This window comes from Thermococcus thioreducens (genome assembly GCF_002214545.1).
In the GTDB taxonomy this organism is placed as follows: domain Archaea; phylum Methanobacteriota_B; class Thermococci; order Thermococcales; family Thermococcaceae; genus Thermococcus; species Thermococcus thioreducens.
Genome location: NZ_CP015105.1, coordinates 2,037,224 through 2,052,172 on the forward strand (window position 1 = coordinate 2,037,224; position 14,949 = coordinate 2,052,172).

The 14,949-nt window shown below is 53.8% G+C and carries 21 protein-coding genes; 8 read left to right on the top strand and 13 right to left on the bottom strand.

The genetic code is table 11. From position 1 onward, the window contains the following. Nucleotide 1: 1 nt before the first annotated feature. Nucleotides 2-493 (top strand): 4Fe-4S dicluster domain-containing protein, encoded by a 492-nt coding sequence (locus A3L14_RS11415; protein ID WP_055430041.1) that lies wholly within the window; start codon nt 2-4, stop codon nt 491-493. Between the two features lie 6 nt (nt 494-499). Here the strand turns inward: A3L14_RS11415 and A3L14_RS11420 are convergent, their stop codons facing one another. The 7 genes from A3L14_RS11420 to A3L14_RS11445 form a co-directional block, all read right to left on the bottom strand. Beyond that, nucleotides 500-1,012 (bottom strand): ferritin-like domain-containing protein, encoded by a 513-nt coding sequence (locus tag A3L14_RS11420; RefSeq protein WP_055430042.1) that lies wholly within the window; start codon nt 1,010-1,012, stop codon nt 500-502. A 203-nt stretch (nt 1,013-1,215) separates the two neighbouring features. Then, nucleotides 1,216-2,394: an RNA-guided endonuclease InsQ/TnpB family protein gene (locus A3L14_RS11425; protein ID WP_083391972.1), complete on the bottom strand. Its 1,179-nt coding sequence runs from the start codon at nt 2,392-2,394 to the stop codon at nt 1,216-1,218. Next, nucleotides 2,384-2,548, bottom strand: coding sequence for a hypothetical protein (locus A3L14_RS11880; protein ID WP_162840167.1), 165 nt, complete (start codon nt 2,546-2,548; stop codon nt 2,384-2,386). Before A3L14_RS11880 ends, A3L14_RS11425 begins: the two co-directional genes overlap by 11 nt. A gap of 83 nt (nt 2,549-2,631) precedes the next feature. Next, complete coding sequence (locus tag A3L14_RS11430; RefSeq protein ID WP_232473353.1) at nt 2,632-3,081, bottom strand: ferritin-like domain-containing protein; 450 nt, start codon at nt 3,079-3,081, stop codon at nt 2,632-2,634. 39 nt (nt 3,082-3,120) lie between these two features. Then, nucleotides 3,121-3,300: a hypothetical protein gene (locus A3L14_RS11435; RefSeq protein ID WP_055430360.1), complete on the bottom strand. Its 180-nt coding sequence runs from the start codon at nt 3,298-3,300 to the stop codon at nt 3,121-3,123. Beyond that, nucleotides 3,293-4,003, bottom strand: a complete 711-nt coding sequence (locus A3L14_RS11440) for a SagB/ThcOx family dehydrogenase (RefSeq protein WP_055430361.1) — start codon at nt 4,001-4,003, stop codon at nt 3,293-3,295. Before A3L14_RS11440 ends, A3L14_RS11435 begins: the two co-directional genes overlap by 8 nt. Nucleotides 4,004-4,035: 32 nt before the next feature. Continuing rightward, the gene (locus A3L14_RS11445) at nt 4,036-4,521 is read right to left on the bottom strand and encodes a THUMP domain-containing protein (RefSeq protein ID WP_055430362.1); all 486 of its coding nucleotides are present in this window, start codon (nt 4,519-4,521) and stop codon (nt 4,036-4,038) included. 61 nt (nt 4,522-4,582) lie between these two features. On the opposite strand from A3L14_RS11445, the gene A3L14_RS11450 reads away from it, so the two are divergent. The 4 genes from A3L14_RS11450 (at nt 4,583) to trxB (ending at nt 8,273) form a co-directional block, all read left to right on the top strand. Further along, nucleotides 4,583-5,791 (top strand): ATPase, encoded by a 1,209-nt coding sequence (locus tag A3L14_RS11450; protein WP_055430363.1) that lies wholly within the window; start codon nt 4,583-4,585, stop codon nt 5,789-5,791. Nucleotides 5,792-5,797: 6 nt separating this feature from the next. Then, the gene (locus tag A3L14_RS11455; protein WP_055430364.1) at nt 5,798-6,328 is read left to right on the top strand and encodes a metal-dependent hydrolase; all 531 of its coding nucleotides are present in this window, start codon (nt 5,798-5,800) and stop codon (nt 6,326-6,328) included. A gap of 45 nt (nt 6,329-6,373) precedes the next feature. After that, complete coding sequence (locus A3L14_RS11460) at nt 6,374-7,216, top strand: hypothetical protein (protein ID WP_055430365.1); 843 nt, start codon at nt 6,374-6,376, stop codon at nt 7,214-7,216. 67 nt (nt 7,217-7,283) lie between these two features. Continuing rightward, on the top strand, nt 7,284-8,273 hold the full coding sequence (trxB, locus tag A3L14_RS11465; RefSeq protein ID WP_055430366.1) for a thioredoxin-disulfide reductase: 990 nt from the start codon (nt 7,284-7,286) through the stop codon (nt 8,271-8,273). Between the two features lie 36 nt (nt 8,274-8,309). On the opposite strand, the gene A3L14_RS11470 is transcribed toward trxB, so the two are convergent. Together A3L14_RS11470 and A3L14_RS11475 are read right to left on the bottom strand one after the other, a co-directional pair. Continuing rightward, entirely contained in the window at nt 8,310-8,504 is a 195-nt protein-coding gene (locus A3L14_RS11470) for a hypothetical protein (protein WP_055430367.1), read from the bottom strand. Between the two features lie 10 nt (nt 8,505-8,514). Continuing rightward, the gene (locus A3L14_RS11475; RefSeq protein WP_055430368.1) at nt 8,515-8,784 is read right to left on the bottom strand and encodes a hypothetical protein; all 270 of its coding nucleotides are present in this window, start codon (nt 8,782-8,784) and stop codon (nt 8,515-8,517) included. A gap of 174 nt (nt 8,785-8,958) precedes the next feature. Between A3L14_RS11475 and A3L14_RS11480 the strand changes: the two genes are divergently transcribed. Further along, a complete protein-coding gene (locus A3L14_RS11480; protein ID WP_055430369.1) occupies nt 8,959-10,296 on the top strand; it encodes an ornithine aminotransferase in 1,338 nt (445 codons plus the stop codon). 110 nt (nt 10,297-10,406) lie between these two features. Then, entirely contained in the window at nt 10,407-11,003 is a 597-nt protein-coding gene (locus A3L14_RS11485) for an ECF transporter S component (protein WP_088886143.1), read from the top strand. On the opposite strand, the gene A3L14_RS11490 is transcribed toward A3L14_RS11485, so the two are convergent. The 4 genes from A3L14_RS11490 to A3L14_RS11990 form a co-directional block, all read right to left on the bottom strand. Beyond that, nucleotides 11,000-11,293, bottom strand: coding sequence for a family 4B encapsulin nanocompartment shell protein (locus A3L14_RS11490; protein WP_055430371.1), 294 nt, complete (start codon nt 11,291-11,293; stop codon nt 11,000-11,002). The two genes, A3L14_RS11485 and A3L14_RS11490, sit on opposite strands and share 4 nt — an antisense overlap. Beyond that, nucleotides 11,277-11,957 carry a deoxyribose-phosphate aldolase gene (gene deoC / locus A3L14_RS11495; RefSeq protein WP_055430372.1) on the bottom strand — a complete coding sequence of 227 codons (681 nt, stop codon included), beginning with the start codon at nt 11,955-11,957 and terminating at the stop codon, nt 11,277-11,279. Before deoC ends, A3L14_RS11490 begins: the two co-directional genes overlap by 17 nt. 184 nt (nt 11,958-12,141) lie before the next feature. Then, nucleotides 12,142-13,086 carry a CGP-CTERM-anchored Cys-rich protein gene (locus A3L14_RS11500; RefSeq protein ID WP_232473354.1) on the bottom strand — a complete coding sequence of 315 codons (945 nt, stop codon included), beginning with the start codon at nt 13,084-13,086 and terminating at the stop codon, nt 12,142-12,144. After that, nucleotides 13,083-13,355 (bottom strand): hypothetical protein, encoded by a 273-nt coding sequence (locus A3L14_RS11990; RefSeq protein WP_232473355.1) that lies wholly within the window; start codon nt 13,353-13,355, stop codon nt 13,083-13,085. Before A3L14_RS11990 ends, A3L14_RS11500 begins: the two co-directional genes overlap by 4 nt. Nucleotides 13,356-13,470: 115 nt before the next feature. Between A3L14_RS11990 and eno the strand changes: the two genes are divergently transcribed. After that, entirely contained in the window at nt 13,471-14,763 is a 1,293-nt protein-coding gene (gene eno, locus A3L14_RS11505) for a phosphopyruvate hydratase (protein ID WP_055430373.1), read from the top strand. The last annotated feature ends 186 nt before the right edge of the window (nt 14,764-14,949 follow it).

Below are 14,949 nucleotides of genomic sequence, written 5' to 3' on the forward strand. Positions count from 1 at the left end.
AATGGTCAACAAGATGATGTTTGTCCTCCTCAAGCAGCTCGTCAAAAAGCCGGCCACGAATCCGTTCCCGGTCAAACACGCTCCCGCTAACGTCACGGCCCTCATAGAGAAGGTGCAGAAAGGTGAAGTCCAGATAAACCCGCCGGTTCCGGTTCCCGAGGACTTCAGGGGCAAGCTGGTCTATACCCCCGAGAGGTGCATAGGCTGCAGGCTGTGCATAATGGTCTGTCCCGCCAATGCCATGGAGTGGATCCCAGAGCTTAAGAAGATACGGCACTACGTCTCGCGCTGTATGTTCTGCGCCCTCTGCGTCGATGTCTGCCCGGGCAAGAAGTTTCCCGGCGAGGAGAAGGCCGTTAAGGCGCTCAGGATGAGCGAGGAGTTCCTCATAGCCGACTACGACAAGTACAGCGACAACCTCATCGAGGAGCCGCCAGAGGCAAGGGAGCTCTTCAAAAAAGAAGTGAAGGAGGCAGCGGAGTCAGAAGGCTAGCGTGAGCTAAGCCTCCATCCCCCTTTTTCTTACCCCGTTTCTGTAGTCGTAATCCCTGATGAGGGATTCCACCGCCCTTTCGTGGAGCCTCTCCGTCGAGCCCAGGTAGGAGAAAATAGCCCTCATGGACTCCCCGTCCGCCTTCTCCGCCAGGATCGAATAAACCCTCTCAGCCACCTCCTCCAGCTCAAGGGCACATTTAAGAACTGCAAAAACGTCGTTTTCGTCCTCAAGATTTTTTATTTCGGAGAGTTCCTCCAGGGAGGGGCCGCTGACCGAAGGGACTTCCGTTCCAAACTTCTTCGTGTAGAGGTTCCTGAGCTTCCTTTCGTGCCGCCTCGCCTCCTGTGAGAGGAGCTTGAACATGTCGCAGACGGCACCCTCAATCCCCATGCCCTTCGCCTTCTCGGACAGCCTCTCGTAGAGAAGGGCCTTGTCCCCTTCAAGGGATATCCAGTAGGCGAGGAGCTCCCTAAGGGGAAGCCCCTCAATGAAGGCCATGCCTTCGAGATCGACCATCCCACTCACCGATAGAGGTTACCCACCGAGCTTTATACGGGCTTTGGCACAACCGTCTATAGAATGCGTTTGAAATAATCGGCCACTCCCTCAAGGACATATCAAAAAGGGAGGGCCTTTTGAACCGGATTTCGGGTTTTCATGCCTTTTCCTTTACCAACTCGTGATACCTCTGACGGAGCAGTTCGTAGTGCCCGTTCTGGTCAGCCGTAACTTGTGTAAAGTGCGTAAGCCTCGTTACGGCTGACCTTCCACCCTCCCATCTTCATCGGCCGGCTTTCGGGGGGAACGGTGACTCCCCACATCTTCAAGGCCCTCAAACGAATATTCCAAGAGCCGACCACATCCCTGTCAGCCTCAAACCCACACTTGCATTTCAAAACCCTGTGCCCATTCGGGCTTAGTTTCTCCCCACATACCGGGCACAGGGAGGAAGTGTAAGCGGGATTAACGAAAACAACCCTAACGCCCTTTAATTTCGCCTTGTATTCGATAATGCTCTGAAGCTTCCTAAAACTCCAGCGGTGAAGACGACCATTTATTTCGGCAGAATACCTAATTGAGTCCCTGATTTCCGTTAAATCCTCCAAGGCGAGGCCACCGTATTTTTCCGCCAGCTCGACGATTTTATTCGCAAGTTTATGATACAAGTCGTTAAGCGTGTTCTTCTCCCTCTCGCCGTATTTTTCGAGGAGTTCTTCCCTCTTCCTTCCAGCCCGAATTTTCTGCTGGATTTTCTGCCTCTTTACAAAGTAGCCAGTCCTAATCTCCCTCTCGTGGGTGATGATCTGAACGAATTCCCCGTTAGGAAGGGAGAGAGTGACATTGTTCTCGTTCAAGTCCACGCCGACAAAAGTTGTTGGTTCTCTAACCTCACCATCTTTCGAGAAAACGACGTTTAGAAAAACTCCCTTGGACGTTCTAACAAGCCAAGCTTGCCCAACCTTCCACCTCTTGAACTTCTCGTGATACTTTGCGGGATAAAACTCCAACTGAATTCGGCCTTTGGGAATGGAGAGCTTTATCACTCTCTTCTCAAGGTCGAGTTTGAATAGATGGTCGTCCAGCATTATGACGTCCTTCCTAAAAACAGGTCTTCCTTTAGCTTTACCCTTCCGCTTCATCTTCCGATAACTCTTGTAAATTGATGTGGCCATCTGGCAGGCCGTGTAAAGGTAATGACTCGGGAGTTCTAGATACTCCTTGCGTAATCCCTTGTACGTTTCCTTCTTCAACCGGTAAAAGCTCGTTACATTGTTCTCAAAAGCGTGAGTGATGAGAAAGTTCACAATTTCCCGGTAAGTTTGGAAAAGCTCATCTAATCCTTCGGGAGTTTCCTTGAGCTTGAATTTTGCCGTGAGTTTGATTGTTTCACTCGGCATTTTCCAGCTCCTTTTTTGTTTTCTTAATCCAATCCTTAATGGCTTCTTCAATTGCAACGCTTAGGACTCCCCTCTTATCTCCATAGCGTTTTTTGGCGAGTTTTTTGAACTCTTCAAGGGTCTCCTCACTGATGACAAAAGTTGCCTTAGGCATTATTAACTACCCCCAAAGAAATACTAAGTTAGAATATTTAAACCTTGCGCTAACAAAAAACAACAAAAGTTACGAAAGTTACCCTAAGAAACAGCCCACTCAACACCGGCAAGCTTCCGGTAGAGTTCCCTAAGCCTTGCGTCCCCGACCCTTTCGGCCAGCAGTTTATACGACTCGTGGGCTATAAGCTCGCTCTCCATCGCGGCGCGGAGAACCTCGAGAAGCTGATCGGCCCGCTCAAGCTTATCGAGAACCGGGAGAACCTCAATGGGCGGAAGGTCGCTCCCTGGAACCTCCCCGTAGGTCTCCCTGAAACTCGTCTCAAGCTCCTTCGCATGGGCAAGCGAATCCTCCGCCAGCTTCTCAAAGGCCTTAACCAGCTCCTTGTCCAGACCAAGGTTCCTTGCACGTCTGGCGAGTTCGCGGTAAAATTTAGCCTCTTTCTTCTCACTTTCTATCCAGTAGGCCAGCGCTTGCCGGTAGTTCAGCCTTGAGAGGAACTCAACTACCTCTTTGACGTCGTACATTTCCATCGGACAGCGATAGGGCACTCACCTAAATAAGCTTTAGGTTCATCTAACGAGCCATATCGTCAGGAACATCAGAATGTACCCGATGACGCTCACGACGACGTGGAACTTTATCCAGAAATCCCTGCGCTTGGAGATAAAGATAAACGCCCCGCTCAGCATGGCTAGGCTCATGAGGGCAAAGCTCAGGTAGCCAAGAGTGTAGTGGTCAAAGCTAACCATTCGGAACACCAACCGGAAAGATGTACAGGGGAGCACCGTCGGTGCCCAGTATCTCCGCAACCTGCTCATCGTAGAAGGCCCCAACGGCGACGGTTCCCAAACCCAAAGCAGTTGCCTGGAGGTAGATGTTCTGACCAATATGGCCCGCCTCCATGTGAACGTATCTAATCCCCCTCTCCCCGTAGCGCGAAGTCGTTCTTTCGTAGAATGCCACAAGGACTAAGCTGAGGGGTGCATCCCCAACCCACCGCTGGTCGAGGGCGGCATCCTGGAGGGCTTTTCTGTAGTCTCCGGGCTTCACCGATACAAGGGTGTGGTTGAAGGGGTCGTAGCGGTAAACGCCCGGGGCAAGGCCTTCAACGTTCCCTGCCACCACATAGACCTCGAAGGGATATGTCGCTCCCGCGCTGGGTGAGGCCCGAAACTTGGTTCGCTGGGCCGTTATCCCCTGCGCCGCCCAGAGGAGCTGGGAGAGCTGGCGAAGGGTTACGGGTTCGTCCCTGTAGGAACGTATGCTTCTACGCCTCGCTATTGCCTCCTCGACGCTGATCTCTGACTCCAGCCTCGGTTCTGGCAGGGCTATAACATCTCCAGAGACCGTCTCGCCCACGCTCCTCAGCGGAACGTAAGGCTTGAGGACGAGGAGAAGTGACGAGGCCACCACCAGGGCCACGACGATGTACGAAACATGTCTGAAGTTCATGTTTATGGATTGGATGTCATACTATTTAGACTTCACTCCATCACCTCAGGGCGGAGCAGTTCTCCCCTTCCAACCAGCCCGATTCCGGCCCTTTTCCCAAGCACTTCGACAACAACCGTGTAGTCCGGGTCGCTGAGGTTGACTTTTAGGCCGAAGGCTTCCACTATAAGCGAACCCAGCTTTACTTCAAGCTCTCTCGCAGAGAGATTCCTGTTCCCCCTGACCTTGGCGCGCACAGCGAAGGTGCCGTCCATTTTTTTCGCCAGCTGGAGGACGGCCCTTTCAATATCATCCCTACTTGCCGGAACGATTATGTCGAGGGGGACAACCCGCTGTATCGCCTGGGTCTCGAAGTTCTTAAGTTTCTTAAGGGCTTCTCCCTTAGACAGAGGTGTCTCGGCCAGGAGAACCCCCCTCCAGTCCGTCCCCTTAACCCGAACCCTTTCCAGTGCCCATTCCAGCTCAAGTATTGCATCACCCTCCCTGTTGTACGGGGCCGTAACGAGAAGAATCGTCATCTCCGCTCACCGATGGACAACTTTTTATATTTCGCGTTCCTAAACTATGCGGTGAGTTAAAATGGGAGCGAGTAGCCTTAAGCTTTATCCCTACCAGTCATACGAAGTTTACGGTCTTTCTCGAAACCCCTTTGAACAGCTCGCAAGCGAGGGAATAGCCGACGTCGAGAGCATTCACGTCTATCAGGAGATAGACATGCGCCTCCAGATGATAGTGTCCGAAGTAATAGGCAATAAGAGCTCCATAGCGCTGAGCATAGTCGGTCCCCTCGGGATGGGCAAGACCCAGAGGCTTAAGACCATAGCCAAGGCCATAGAAGAGAACAGGGGGAAGGCGATATACGTCAAGGTTGACACGAACGACATCCTCAAGCTCACGCGCGACATCTTCTACGCCCTCAAGCCGCCGAAGAGCAGAACGAACATTTTCCTCGAAAACCTATCAAGGAAGCTCGGCTTCATAGACCGGCTTGAGAAGATGCTGAGCGACCGGGACGAGTACAAGAGCAGGGACATAGCCGAGCTTTTGACCGAGCAGATGGGGAAGTACCCCTACTGCGCCCTCCTCCTGGACGAGCTGGAGAACATGCAGACAGCGAGCGAAAGGGAGAAGATACAGTTCTTTGAGATGCTCAGACACTTCATCAGCAACATGCCCCAGGGATGTGTGGTTGCATTCGCTTGCATACCTGAAGCCTACGAGGAATACTCCAGGATTTTCCCGGCCTTCTTCATGCGCCTCCACTACGAGTTCAAGCTTCGCCCGATGAGCCTGGATGAAGCCTACGAACTGGTGAAAAAGAGGCTCAACCTCGTGAGGACACGGGACACCGACGATCCGCTGTACCCGTTCACGGAAGAGGCGGTAAAGCTGATCCACGAGCTCGGAAAGGGCAACCCGAGGCAGATTCTAAGGCTCCTCCACTACGTGCTCAGCGAATCAGCGAAGCACAAGTTCGACCCCATAGACGACTACGTCGTCACGACCATCCTTGAGGAGCCGAAGAGCCTTGAGGAGTACCTCACGAGGATCCCGAAGGACTACAAAGATCTCGTCGAGGCGATAGTCCATGAGTTCAACGGCGGGCCTGTGAGCTACATCCAGATAGCCAAGGTCGTTAAGAGGCCGGGAATACAGGTCTACGACCAGCTCAACGAGCTGATAAGGCTGGGCTTTCTGGTCGGCGACCCGAAGGGCAACTACAAGGTTCCAGAGTACGTGAGGAAGTTCCTTGAAGAGGGCGGAGAGACGAAAGAGAGCGAAGAGTGACTGCCCATGCCGAACTACGACGCCCACGTGCTCAGCGGGGTAGTTACATACCCCCTCGTTGTGGCGATTGCAGGCTTTCTCTCCAGTAAAGGGGTTCCTTTCGAGCTGAGCACGATGGCGCTGGTAATAGGCTACACCCTCTACGTCCTCGGGGCAGACCTGCCGGACATGGATCACCCAAACGCGCTGATCCACCGCGGAACGAAGCCCATAGTGAGCGTTTTGGTGGGGGGAGCGACCTACATCAACCTCGCCGGCTCGATAAATGTCGGTGAGCAGTGGTTAAACACCGCCGTTGCCTGGGGAATCGCGGTGGCTGCTGCACTGGTAGCGTGGTATGCCTTCACGTGGATGATGCCGAAACACAGAGGGATAGTCCACTCCCTGCTCTTCGCGGCAGTATACGGCGCTCTGGCCTTTCTGCTCGTGGAGTACGGCCTCGACATGGCAAGTGGGGAAGGACTCTACGTCGGCTTCGCTGCCTTCAGCGGCTATGTTTTACACCTGCTCCTCGACAGGGAGGTTTCCCTCCTGTGAACGGAAGGTTTATCGAAAGAAGAAAGAAGGGATTTCGGTGGTTCCATGCAGATGGGAACACTCTTTTTCCTTTTGGTCGTTCTGATAATCGCGACCATATTTTTTCTCGCCTTCATGAGCCAAAAGAAAGCAAGGGAAAAGGCCGAGGAACTAAAAAACGCCGTAGAAATTCGAGATGGTAAGGTGGCTCTTCCCAGAAGAATGAAACTCGCAAAGGGACGCTTCCTGCTCAAAGGCCACTGGTCGAGCACCGGCAGAAGCAGGAGCTATCACGTTGACCGGAAGTTCATCAAAGAGAGCGAGCTTGAAACCGACGTGATAGAGCCAAAACCTGAGAGGTTCACCCTGGTGATGGCCAGAGATGAGGAGACCCTGATAGACGTTCCGGCGTACCTTGTTCTTGAGCCGGAGTTCGAAGGTCTACTCCTAATACCTATAGTCCCCTCCTACAGGATTGAGGTCGAAAAGCAGTCCTTGGAGGCCTCAAGGGAAATGGAGTTTGCACACGCAAGGATTGAGGTTGGAAATAACGGCTTCTGGGGCAAGTTATATGCGAACCTTCAAAAGTGCCGCGGGGTTAGGATAGAGCTGAAGACAAAAACGCCGAAGGCAATCGAGAAGCTTGCCGAGACGAGGGAAAGCGCCGAGTTCAGAAAGGAATTCCTGAAGGAGAGCCTCCTGATAATATCCCACAGAAACGCAACTGACCCGAGGCATTTTTCGCGAATCCTCGGAAGGAAGGTTTTCATTGAGGGGCACGGTGAATACACCTTAGAGCTGACGCTCGATGTGCCGTTCGGCAAAGACGTCCACGACAAGGCGACCCTCAGGGTGGAACCTTCGGAGGAACCCCCTGAAGGGGAAGTGAAGGTCGAGGTTGTGGTCTGAGTACCCAAATCCGGGTGGCAATGTTTTTAAATATTCAACCCAAGGTTAGGAACCGGAGGTGGGAGAGATGTTCAGTCTAGGAGGATTCTCACGCGGAGGGGAGTATGAGAACAAGACCTGGGACGTGCTCATCATAGGTGCCGGACCGGCAGGATTCACCGCGGCCATATATGCCAAACGTTTCGGTTTGGAGACCCTCATCATCAGCAAAGACTTGGGCGGAAACATGGCTTTAACCGACCTCATAGAGAACTACCCCGGCTTTCTGCAGATAAGCGGTTCCGAGCTGACAAACAGGATGCACGAGCAGGTCAAGAACCTCGGCGTTGACGTAGTCTTCGACGAGGTCGAGAGGATAGACCCGACGGAGTGCGCCTACTACGAGGGCCCGTGCAAGTTCGCGGTTAAGACCAAGAACGGTAAGGAGTACAAGGCAAAGACGGTAATCATAGCCGTCGGTGCCGCGCCGAGAAAGCTCCACGTCCCCGGAGAGGAGGAGCTGACCGGAAGGGGAGTTTCCTACTGCGCCACCTGCGACGGCCCGCTCTTCAAGGGCAAGAAGGTCATCGTTGTGGGCGGCGGAAACACGGCACTGCAGGAGGCGATGTATCTTAAAAGCATAGGCGTTGACGTGACACTCGTCCACAGGCGCGACCAGTTCAGGGCGGACAAGATACTCCAGGACAGGTTCAAGGAGAGCGGCATTCCAACTATACTCAACACCGTCGTGACCGAGATAATCGGGGAGAACAAGGTCGAGGCGGTGAAGCTGAAGAACCGCGTAACCGGGGAAGAGACCGAGATGAAGGTAGATGGGGTCTTCATATTCATCGGCTACGAGCCGAAGACGGACTTCGTCAAGCACCTCGGCATAACCGACGAGTACGGCTACATCCCGGTGGACATGCACATGCGCACCAAGGTGAAGGGCATCTTCGCGGCTGGAGACATAACCAACGTCTTCAAGCAGATAGCTGTGGCAGTAGGCCAGGGAGCGATAGCTGCAAACTCCGCCAAGGAGCTCCTTGAGGAGTGGAGCGAGAAGAACGAGGAGTGAGGTTTTTCTCTTTTCCAGCCTCTCTTTAAGTTCCTTTCACGTTAGGTACACGGTTTCGTTTGAGTCTCCAATTACGTAAGGCTCTTTAATTCCTGCTCCTTGAGTGGCATCGAAAAGGCCGCAGAGATAGGCTAGAAGAGTAATGAGAACCACGTCACCAAGAGAGAATACCTCCTGAGTTATGAAGGATATTATGAGAATCGCGGCAACGAGAAGAAAGCACTTCCTCATCATTCTCACCTCAAACAAGCTCCTCAATATCGAGAAAATCCTCCCGGGATTCCTCATCTTCCTCAAACAGAAAACTCTTATCAAAGAAAGATATCAAAAGGAAAGCCCACAGTGCCACAAAAGGAATGACTTTGATTGCTATGTCGAGGGCGGTTATTAAGTCTTCTTTTCCCATGAGAACGTTTAGAGCGATGATCATCACCATCGCCGTGACCGAACTGGCCAAAATAGCTTTGCCAATCTCACCTTTTCCCTGTTCTCCCCTGTGCAGTTTCACCACCTTATCACCGAAAATAAAAACCATTCAAAGTTTATTAAATTTGTGCCTTTGTTGGTGGCGGCATTTTATAAACTCATTTCTACAGAAAGTTTGTCGAAAATTCTTCGGTCAAAGATGTTCATTGATGAACACAGGCTTATATAGGATAACCCCCATCACCCTTCGGTGATGCAGATGGTGGTTAGACCGAACGTTAAAGAACTCCCTGGAAAGAAGGCCAAGGAGATCATAGAGAAAAACTTTGAAGCCCTCGCCTACACAACCCAGGACCCGGAGACGCTCCCGATAGTCATCGACCACGGGGATGGAATCCTCGTCTATGACGTCGACGGAAACGTCTTCTACGACTTCGGAAGCGGTGTAGGCGTCCTCAACGTCGGCCACACCCACCCGAGGGTCGTCGAGGCCATAAAGAGGCAGGCCGAGAAGTTCACCCACTTCGCCCTCAATGACTTCTTCTATGAGAACGCCATAACACTCGCTAACAAGCTCGCCGAGCTCGCCCCCGGTGACTTCCCGAAGAAGGTCGTCTACCAGAACAGCGGTGCCGAGGCCAACGAGGCCATGATGAAGCTCGTTAAGTATGGAACCGGCAGGAAGAGGTTTATCGCCTTCTACCACGCCTTCCACGGAAGAACCCAGGCCGTTCTCAGCCTGACAGCCAGCAAATGGGTTCAGCAGGACAGGTTCTTCCCGACCATGCCGGGCGTTGAGCACATTCCCTACCCGAACCCCTATAGGAACCCCTGGCACATCGACGGCTACGCCGAGCCGGATGAACTCGTCAACCGCGTTATAGAGTTCATCGAGGAGTACGTTTTCAGGCACGTCCCGCCCGAGGAGGTTGGAGCCATAGTCTTCGAGCCGATACAGGGTGAAGGTGGTTACGTCGTTCCTCCCAAGGGCTTCTTCAAGGAGCTCAAGAAGCTGGCGGACAGCTACGGAATCCTCCTGGCTGACGACGAGGTTCAGATGGGTGTCGGAAGGACAGGAAAGTTCTGGGCCATCGAGCACTTTGATGTTGCACCTGACACCATACAGTTCGGCAAGGCCATTGGCGGCGGAATCCCCTTAGCGGGTGTTGTCCACAGGGCCGACATAGCGTTCGACAAACCGGGCAGGCACGCCTCGACCTTCGGCGGCAACCCCGTCGCGATAGCTGCAGGAATAGAGGTCGTCGAGATAGTCAAGGAGCTCCTCCCGCACGTCCGGGAGGTCGGCGACTACCTCCACAAGTACCTCAAGGAGCTCGAGGAGAAGTACGAGGTCATCGGAGATGCGAGGGGTCTTGGACTGGCCCAGGCCGTCGAGATAGTCAAGAGCAAGGACACCAAGGAGAAGAACCCCAAGCTGAGGGACAAGATAGTCAAGGAGGCCGTCAAGCGCGGGCTCATACTCCTCGGCTGTGGAGACAACAGCATACGCTTTATCCCGCCACTGACCATAAGCAAGGAAGAGATAGACGTCGCCATGGAGATATTCGAGGAGAGCCTCAAAGCCGCTCTCGGCTGAGCCTCTTTTTTATCCTTTTAATGTCCCTTCGTTTTTATCCATTCGTAAACGGTTACTACCATAGCAACAAGCTTTTAAAGTTTAAACTTGAAATTTCGGCGGTGATAGCAATGGATCTGACCGAGATGCTCAAGCCGTACGGTCACTATGTACTCGGAGGCGCGGTGGTGGTGTTCCTCGCTTACATCTGGGCCAAGAGGAAGGAGTACAGGGCACCTGCCACAATAGCCCTTTCGGCAGTCCTCGCGGCGGTAGTTGCGATAGCCACCAACGTAATAAAGGTGCCGACCCCGGCAACGGGGGGCTACATAAACCTTGGGGACACCATGGTCATGTTCTCGGCGATGGTCTTCGGGCCGGTCGTTGGAGTCTTCGCCGGCGGTGTTGGTTCGGCCCCTGGAGACATCATCGGTGGCTACCCTGGATGGGCGCCGATAACGCTCGTCGTCAAGGGACTGGAGGGATTGGTTATAGGATACATCGCCAGAAGGAGCGACAACGTCTCGACCCTCGTCATAGCCGGAATCGTCGGTGGAATGATAATGGTCTCCGGCTACTTCGCATTTGAGGCGTACATGTTTGGTGTTCCTGCGGCTCTAACGGAGGTTCCAGGAAACACCGTCCAAGCCGTCACGGGAATAATAGTCGGGACGGGTCTGGCAACGATAATAAAGAAGAGGTACCCCGAGGTCACCGACCTCATCTAAACTTCCAGCTTTTTCAGTTCTTCCCACATCTCACTTTCCTTGAGGAGCGGCTCAACGGATATTCTCCTTGAGGCCCTTTTTATCTGTCCGAGATACTTGGAGTCCGCAACGACGGCATCGTATCCCAGCTCCTCGATCTTATATATCCTGAGCCTGCAGTCCCGGAGTATCTCCGCGGAGTGCTCAAGGAAGCCCGGCCCAACCAGGAGTATGTCGGGTTCAAGGCCCTCCTCCTGGAGCTCCGCTATGGCCCTCATCAGGATATCCTTTATCTCACCCACTCCCTGCATCCCTCGCCCCCTCCACGATTTTTACGCCGCTGGAGGTTCCAATCCTCGTTGCTCCCGCCTCTATCATCGCCAGGGCCTGTTCGTAGGTCCTGATGCCTCCAGCGGCCTTGACGCCCATCTCCTGGCCAACGACCTCCCTCATGAGCTTAACGTCCTCAACGGTGGCCCCGCCGGTCCCGAAGCCCGTTGAGGTCTTCACGAAGTCCGCTCCAGCTTCCTTTGCCAGCTCGCAGGCCTTGACCTTCTCCTCCTCTGTGAGGTAGCATGTTTCAAGGATGACCTTGACTACCGCACCCCTCTCGTGGGCGACCCTGACTACCTCCTCAATGTCCCTTTTCACGTACTCGTAGTCCTTATCCTTCAGAGCGCCGATGTTGATGACCATGTCAAGCTCGTCGGCACCGTCTTCCAAAGCCCTCTTTGCCTCAAATACCTTGACCTCCGTCGGAGTTGCACCGAGGGGGAAGCCTATAACCGTGGCAACCTTTACCTCCGAGCCCTTGAGGAGTTCCTTTGCCAGCTTTACCCTGTACGGGTTGACACAGACGGCGTAAAAGCCGTACTCCTTGGCTTCCTCGCAGAGCTTAACTATATCATCGGCGGTAGCGTATGGTTTGAGATTCGTATGGTCGATATATTTAGCCATATCGAGATGATCACCCATAATTATCACCAGTACCTACTTTTCCTGAAGGTATTTAGACTTTTTCTCCTCAAAAATGGGCAATTTATCGGAAAATCTGCAGGGTTTCATTGAATTTTCGGCAATTTTTTGAAGTTATCCTGCATGGAGTGGACAAAAGCCAGCAAGGTGTGGGGCATTCAATCACATGGGAAGGAAGAAAGGGTCACCTCCTCCTGAAGAGCAGGAGAAGCAGAGGCAGTCCTATCACAACGGCCGGCCCGCATACCTCCCCATTAGTTGAACCAGAGGCCGTGGCAGGACTCTCTGAGGGAGGCTCGGCCACTGTAGGCCCGACGTAGGCAGTGCCGTTCGGGAGCCTGTAGGGCGGAACCTCCATAGAGACGCACTTTATCAGGCTCGGATTCCTGCTCCTATAGTAGGGCATCCACGCATAGCTCCCGTTCGCCCCTTCATACCATCCTATTTTTCCGTTGTGGCCGGCAAAGCCCCACCGGGCTACCGCGGAGATTTCCTCAACCTCCTTCCCGCTCATGTTGACTATTCCAAATCCCCTCATCCACTCCAGCTCGGCCTTTATAGCCCCTGAAGCGTTAACTTCAGAGGGGTTTATGGTAGGAGAAAGTCGGATTACGGCAGTTTTAACCAGCGTAAGCGGTGAGTTGCACGAGACTCCAAAAGCGCCGAGGAAGTCCTTTAGAGCTGCGTTTATCTCGCCGTCGGACTTGTTGATGCCCTCAACCCTGAGCTCAAAGTATCCTGCGCGAACTACCTGGGAGGGATCAACTCCGTGCTCCCTCAGGCAGGACTCAAAGGCCTGGTTCGGCTTCCAGGTGCAGAGGCCGTTGACGCAGCCGCAGCTCGTCAGGGGGAGGCAGTCATACCATTGCCTGTAAACGCAGGGCGTGAGTATCTTTGACGCCCCCTCCCTGGGAGCGCAGACCTCACCGGAACAGCCGCCGGTGGCGCAGTCGGCGTCGGAGGTGCATTCGCCTCCCCCAACGGAAATCAGAGTTATCGTGACACCGTTCCTCTCAAAAGTTGTGTTATCGGAGACCTTCCACCCATCCTCCCTGAGCCTCTCAATGGCCTCCTCCGTGACGAGAATGGAGACGTTTAATGACCCCATCGAGACGTCCTCGGTCTTCACTCAACGGGAATTCCAACTTTGAGGTGAAGCCCATCGCTGGCATTCCAGACCAGAACGTAGAGCCTCTTATCATAGTGGGAGCGGAAGACGAAGGTCCCGTTTTCGATGAGAACGTTGTGCGTAGCCTTAAAGCGCCAGAGTTCGTATGTTATCCCCGGCTTATTGAGAACGACTTCAACGGCGTAATAATCGCTCGGGTTAGTGCAGGCCCTCACAATGGGGGTCACAGTGAACATCAGAAGGATTATAAAACCCACGACCCTCTTCATTTTCCCACCGGATGGACTACGGCAACCAAATATATACGCCTATTCATCGCTTCAGCCAGAATTAAAGCTAAAACCTTTATATGGCCCGGAAAGAATATCACCCGAGGTGATCGAGATGGAGAACCCGTTTGAGATTACAGGGGTTGTGGCAAGGGAGATACTGGACAGCAGGGGGAACCCGACGGTTGAGGTCGAGGTCTACACGCCGATAAGCATGGGGCGTGCTGCCGTTCCGAGTGGAGCGAGCACCGGAACCCACGAGGCCCTTGAGCTCAGGGATGGTGGAAAGCGCTACCTCGGCAAGGGCGTTAGAAGGGCCGTTGAGAACGTCAACAAGATTATCGCGCCCGAACTCATCGGCATGGACGTCACCTGGCAGAGGGACATCGACAGCCTCCTCCTTGAGCTCGATGGAACGGAGAACAAGAGCAACCTCGGTGCCAACGCGATGCTCGGCGTTTCTCTTGCCGTTGCCAAGGCAGCAGCGAACGCGCTCGGACTTCCGCTCTACCAGTACATCGGCGGAACCAACGCCTACGTCATGCCCGTTCCGATGAGCAACGTCATCAACGGCGGCGTTCACGCCGGCAACGAGCTCGACTTCCAGGAGTTCATGATCATGCCCGTTGGAGCAGACTCCTTCAGGGAAGCGATAAGGTGGGTGAGCGAGACCTACCACGTCCTCAAGAGCGTCATCGCTGAAAAGTACGGAAAGAACGCCGTGAACGTCGGTGACGAGGGTGGCTTTGCCCCACCGATGAAGGAGGTCACCGAGCCGCTCGAAGTCCTCATCAAGGCCATCGAGGAGGCCGGCTACAAGCCGGGCGATGAGATTGCCTTCGCCCTTGATGCCGCTTCCAGTGAGTTCTTCCACCCCAACAAGGGCAAGTACGTCGTTGCCGGAAAGGAGTACGACAAGGGCGAGCTCCTCGAGCTCTACCGTGAGCTGGTTACCAGCTATCCGATAGTTTCCATTGAGGACCCGTTCCACGAAGAGGACTGGGAAGGCTTCGCGATGATAACCAAGGAGCTCGGAGGCAAGATACAGATAGTCGGCGACGACCTGTTCGTCACCAACCCGAAGAGGATAAGGAAGGGCATCGAGCTTGGCGCCGCCAACGCGCTCCTCCTCAAGGTCAACCAGATTGGAACGCTGAGCGAGGCAATAGATGCCGCCTACACGGCTTTTAGGGCAGGCTACGGTGTCGTCGTCTCCCACCGCTCTGGAGAGACCGAGGATGCCACCATAGCGGACCTTGCGGTTGCACTCAACGCCGGCCAGATCAAGACAGGGGCCCCGGCCAGGAGCGACAGGAACGCCAAGTACAACCAGCTCATCAGGATAGAGGAGGAGCTTGAAGGCATAGCGGTATATCCGGGCAGGAAGTTCAGGAACCCGTTCTTCTGAGCCTCTATTTCTTTTCTACATTACATTTTTCTTTTGAAAGCCTCGCCGTTCACGGTGGGATGCAATGATCAGCCCAATGGGTAACTAAACAACCGAAATCTTTTTAAGTCTTGCCAGTGTAATAAGGCCTCGAAGAGACCATCGTAAGGAGACCCTATGAGATGAGGGGTTTCACGTTACCCTCTG

Bases quoted from the DNA above. Each gene is read 5' to 3' on its own strand.
- A3L14_RS11415 (WP_055430041.1), top strand. From the start codon at position 2: ATGGTCAACAAGATGATGTTTGTCCTCCTCAAGCAGCTCGTCAAAAAG.
- A3L14_RS11420 (WP_055430042.1), bottom strand. From the start codon at position 1,012: ATGGTCGATCTCGAAGGCATGGCCTTCATTGAGGGGCTTCCCCTTAGG.
- A3L14_RS11425 (WP_083391972.1), bottom strand. From the start codon at position 2,394: ATGCCGAGTGAAACAATCAAACTCACGGCAAAATTCAAGCTCAAGGAA.
- A3L14_RS11880 (WP_162840167.1), bottom strand. From the start codon at position 2,548: ATGCCTAAGGCAACTTTTGTCATCAGTGAGGAGACCCTTGAAGAGTTC.
- A3L14_RS11430 (WP_232473353.1), bottom strand. From the start codon at position 3,081: ATGGAAATGTACGACGTCAAAGAGGTAGTTGAGTTCCTCTCAAGGCTG.
- A3L14_RS11435 (WP_055430360.1), bottom strand. From the start codon at position 3,300: ATGGTTAGCTTTGACCACTACACTCTTGGCTACCTGAGCTTTGCCCTC.
- A3L14_RS11440 (WP_055430361.1), bottom strand. From the start codon at position 4,003: ATGAACTTCAGACATGTTTCGTACATCGTCGTGGCCCTGGTGGTGGCC.
- A3L14_RS11445 (WP_055430362.1), bottom strand. From the start codon at position 4,521: ATGACGATTCTTCTCGTTACGGCCCCGTACAACAGGGAGGGTGATGCA.
- A3L14_RS11450 (WP_055430363.1), top strand. From the start codon at position 4,583: ATGGGAGCGAGTAGCCTTAAGCTTTATCCCTACCAGTCATACGAAGTT.
- A3L14_RS11455 (WP_055430364.1), top strand. From the start codon at position 5,798: ATGCCGAACTACGACGCCCACGTGCTCAGCGGGGTAGTTACATACCCC.
- A3L14_RS11460 (WP_055430365.1), top strand. From the start codon at position 6,374: ATGCAGATGGGAACACTCTTTTTCCTTTTGGTCGTTCTGATAATCGCG.
- trxB (WP_055430366.1), top strand. From the start codon at position 7,284: ATGTTCAGTCTAGGAGGATTCTCACGCGGAGGGGAGTATGAGAACAAG.
- A3L14_RS11470 (WP_055430367.1), bottom strand. From the start codon at position 8,504: ATGAGGAAGTGCTTTCTTCTCGTTGCCGCGATTCTCATAATATCCTTC.
- A3L14_RS11480 (WP_055430369.1), top strand. From the start codon at position 8,959: ATGGTGGTTAGACCGAACGTTAAAGAACTCCCTGGAAAGAAGGCCAAG.
- A3L14_RS11485 (WP_088886143.1), top strand. From the start codon at position 10,407: ATGGATCTGACCGAGATGCTCAAGCCGTACGGTCACTATGTACTCGGA.
- A3L14_RS11490 (WP_055430371.1), bottom strand. From the start codon at position 11,293: ATGCAGGGAGTGGGTGAGATAAAGGATATCCTGATGAGGGCCATAGCG.
- deoC (WP_055430372.1), bottom strand. From the start codon at position 11,957: ATGGGTGATCATCTCGATATGGCTAAATATATCGACCATACGAATCTC.
- A3L14_RS11990 (WP_232473355.1), bottom strand. From the start codon at position 13,355: ATGAAGAGGGTCGTGGGTTTTATAATCCTTCTGATGTTCACTGTGACC.
- eno (WP_055430373.1), top strand. From the start codon at position 13,471: ATGGAGAACCCGTTTGAGATTACAGGGGTTGTGGCAAGGGAGATACTG.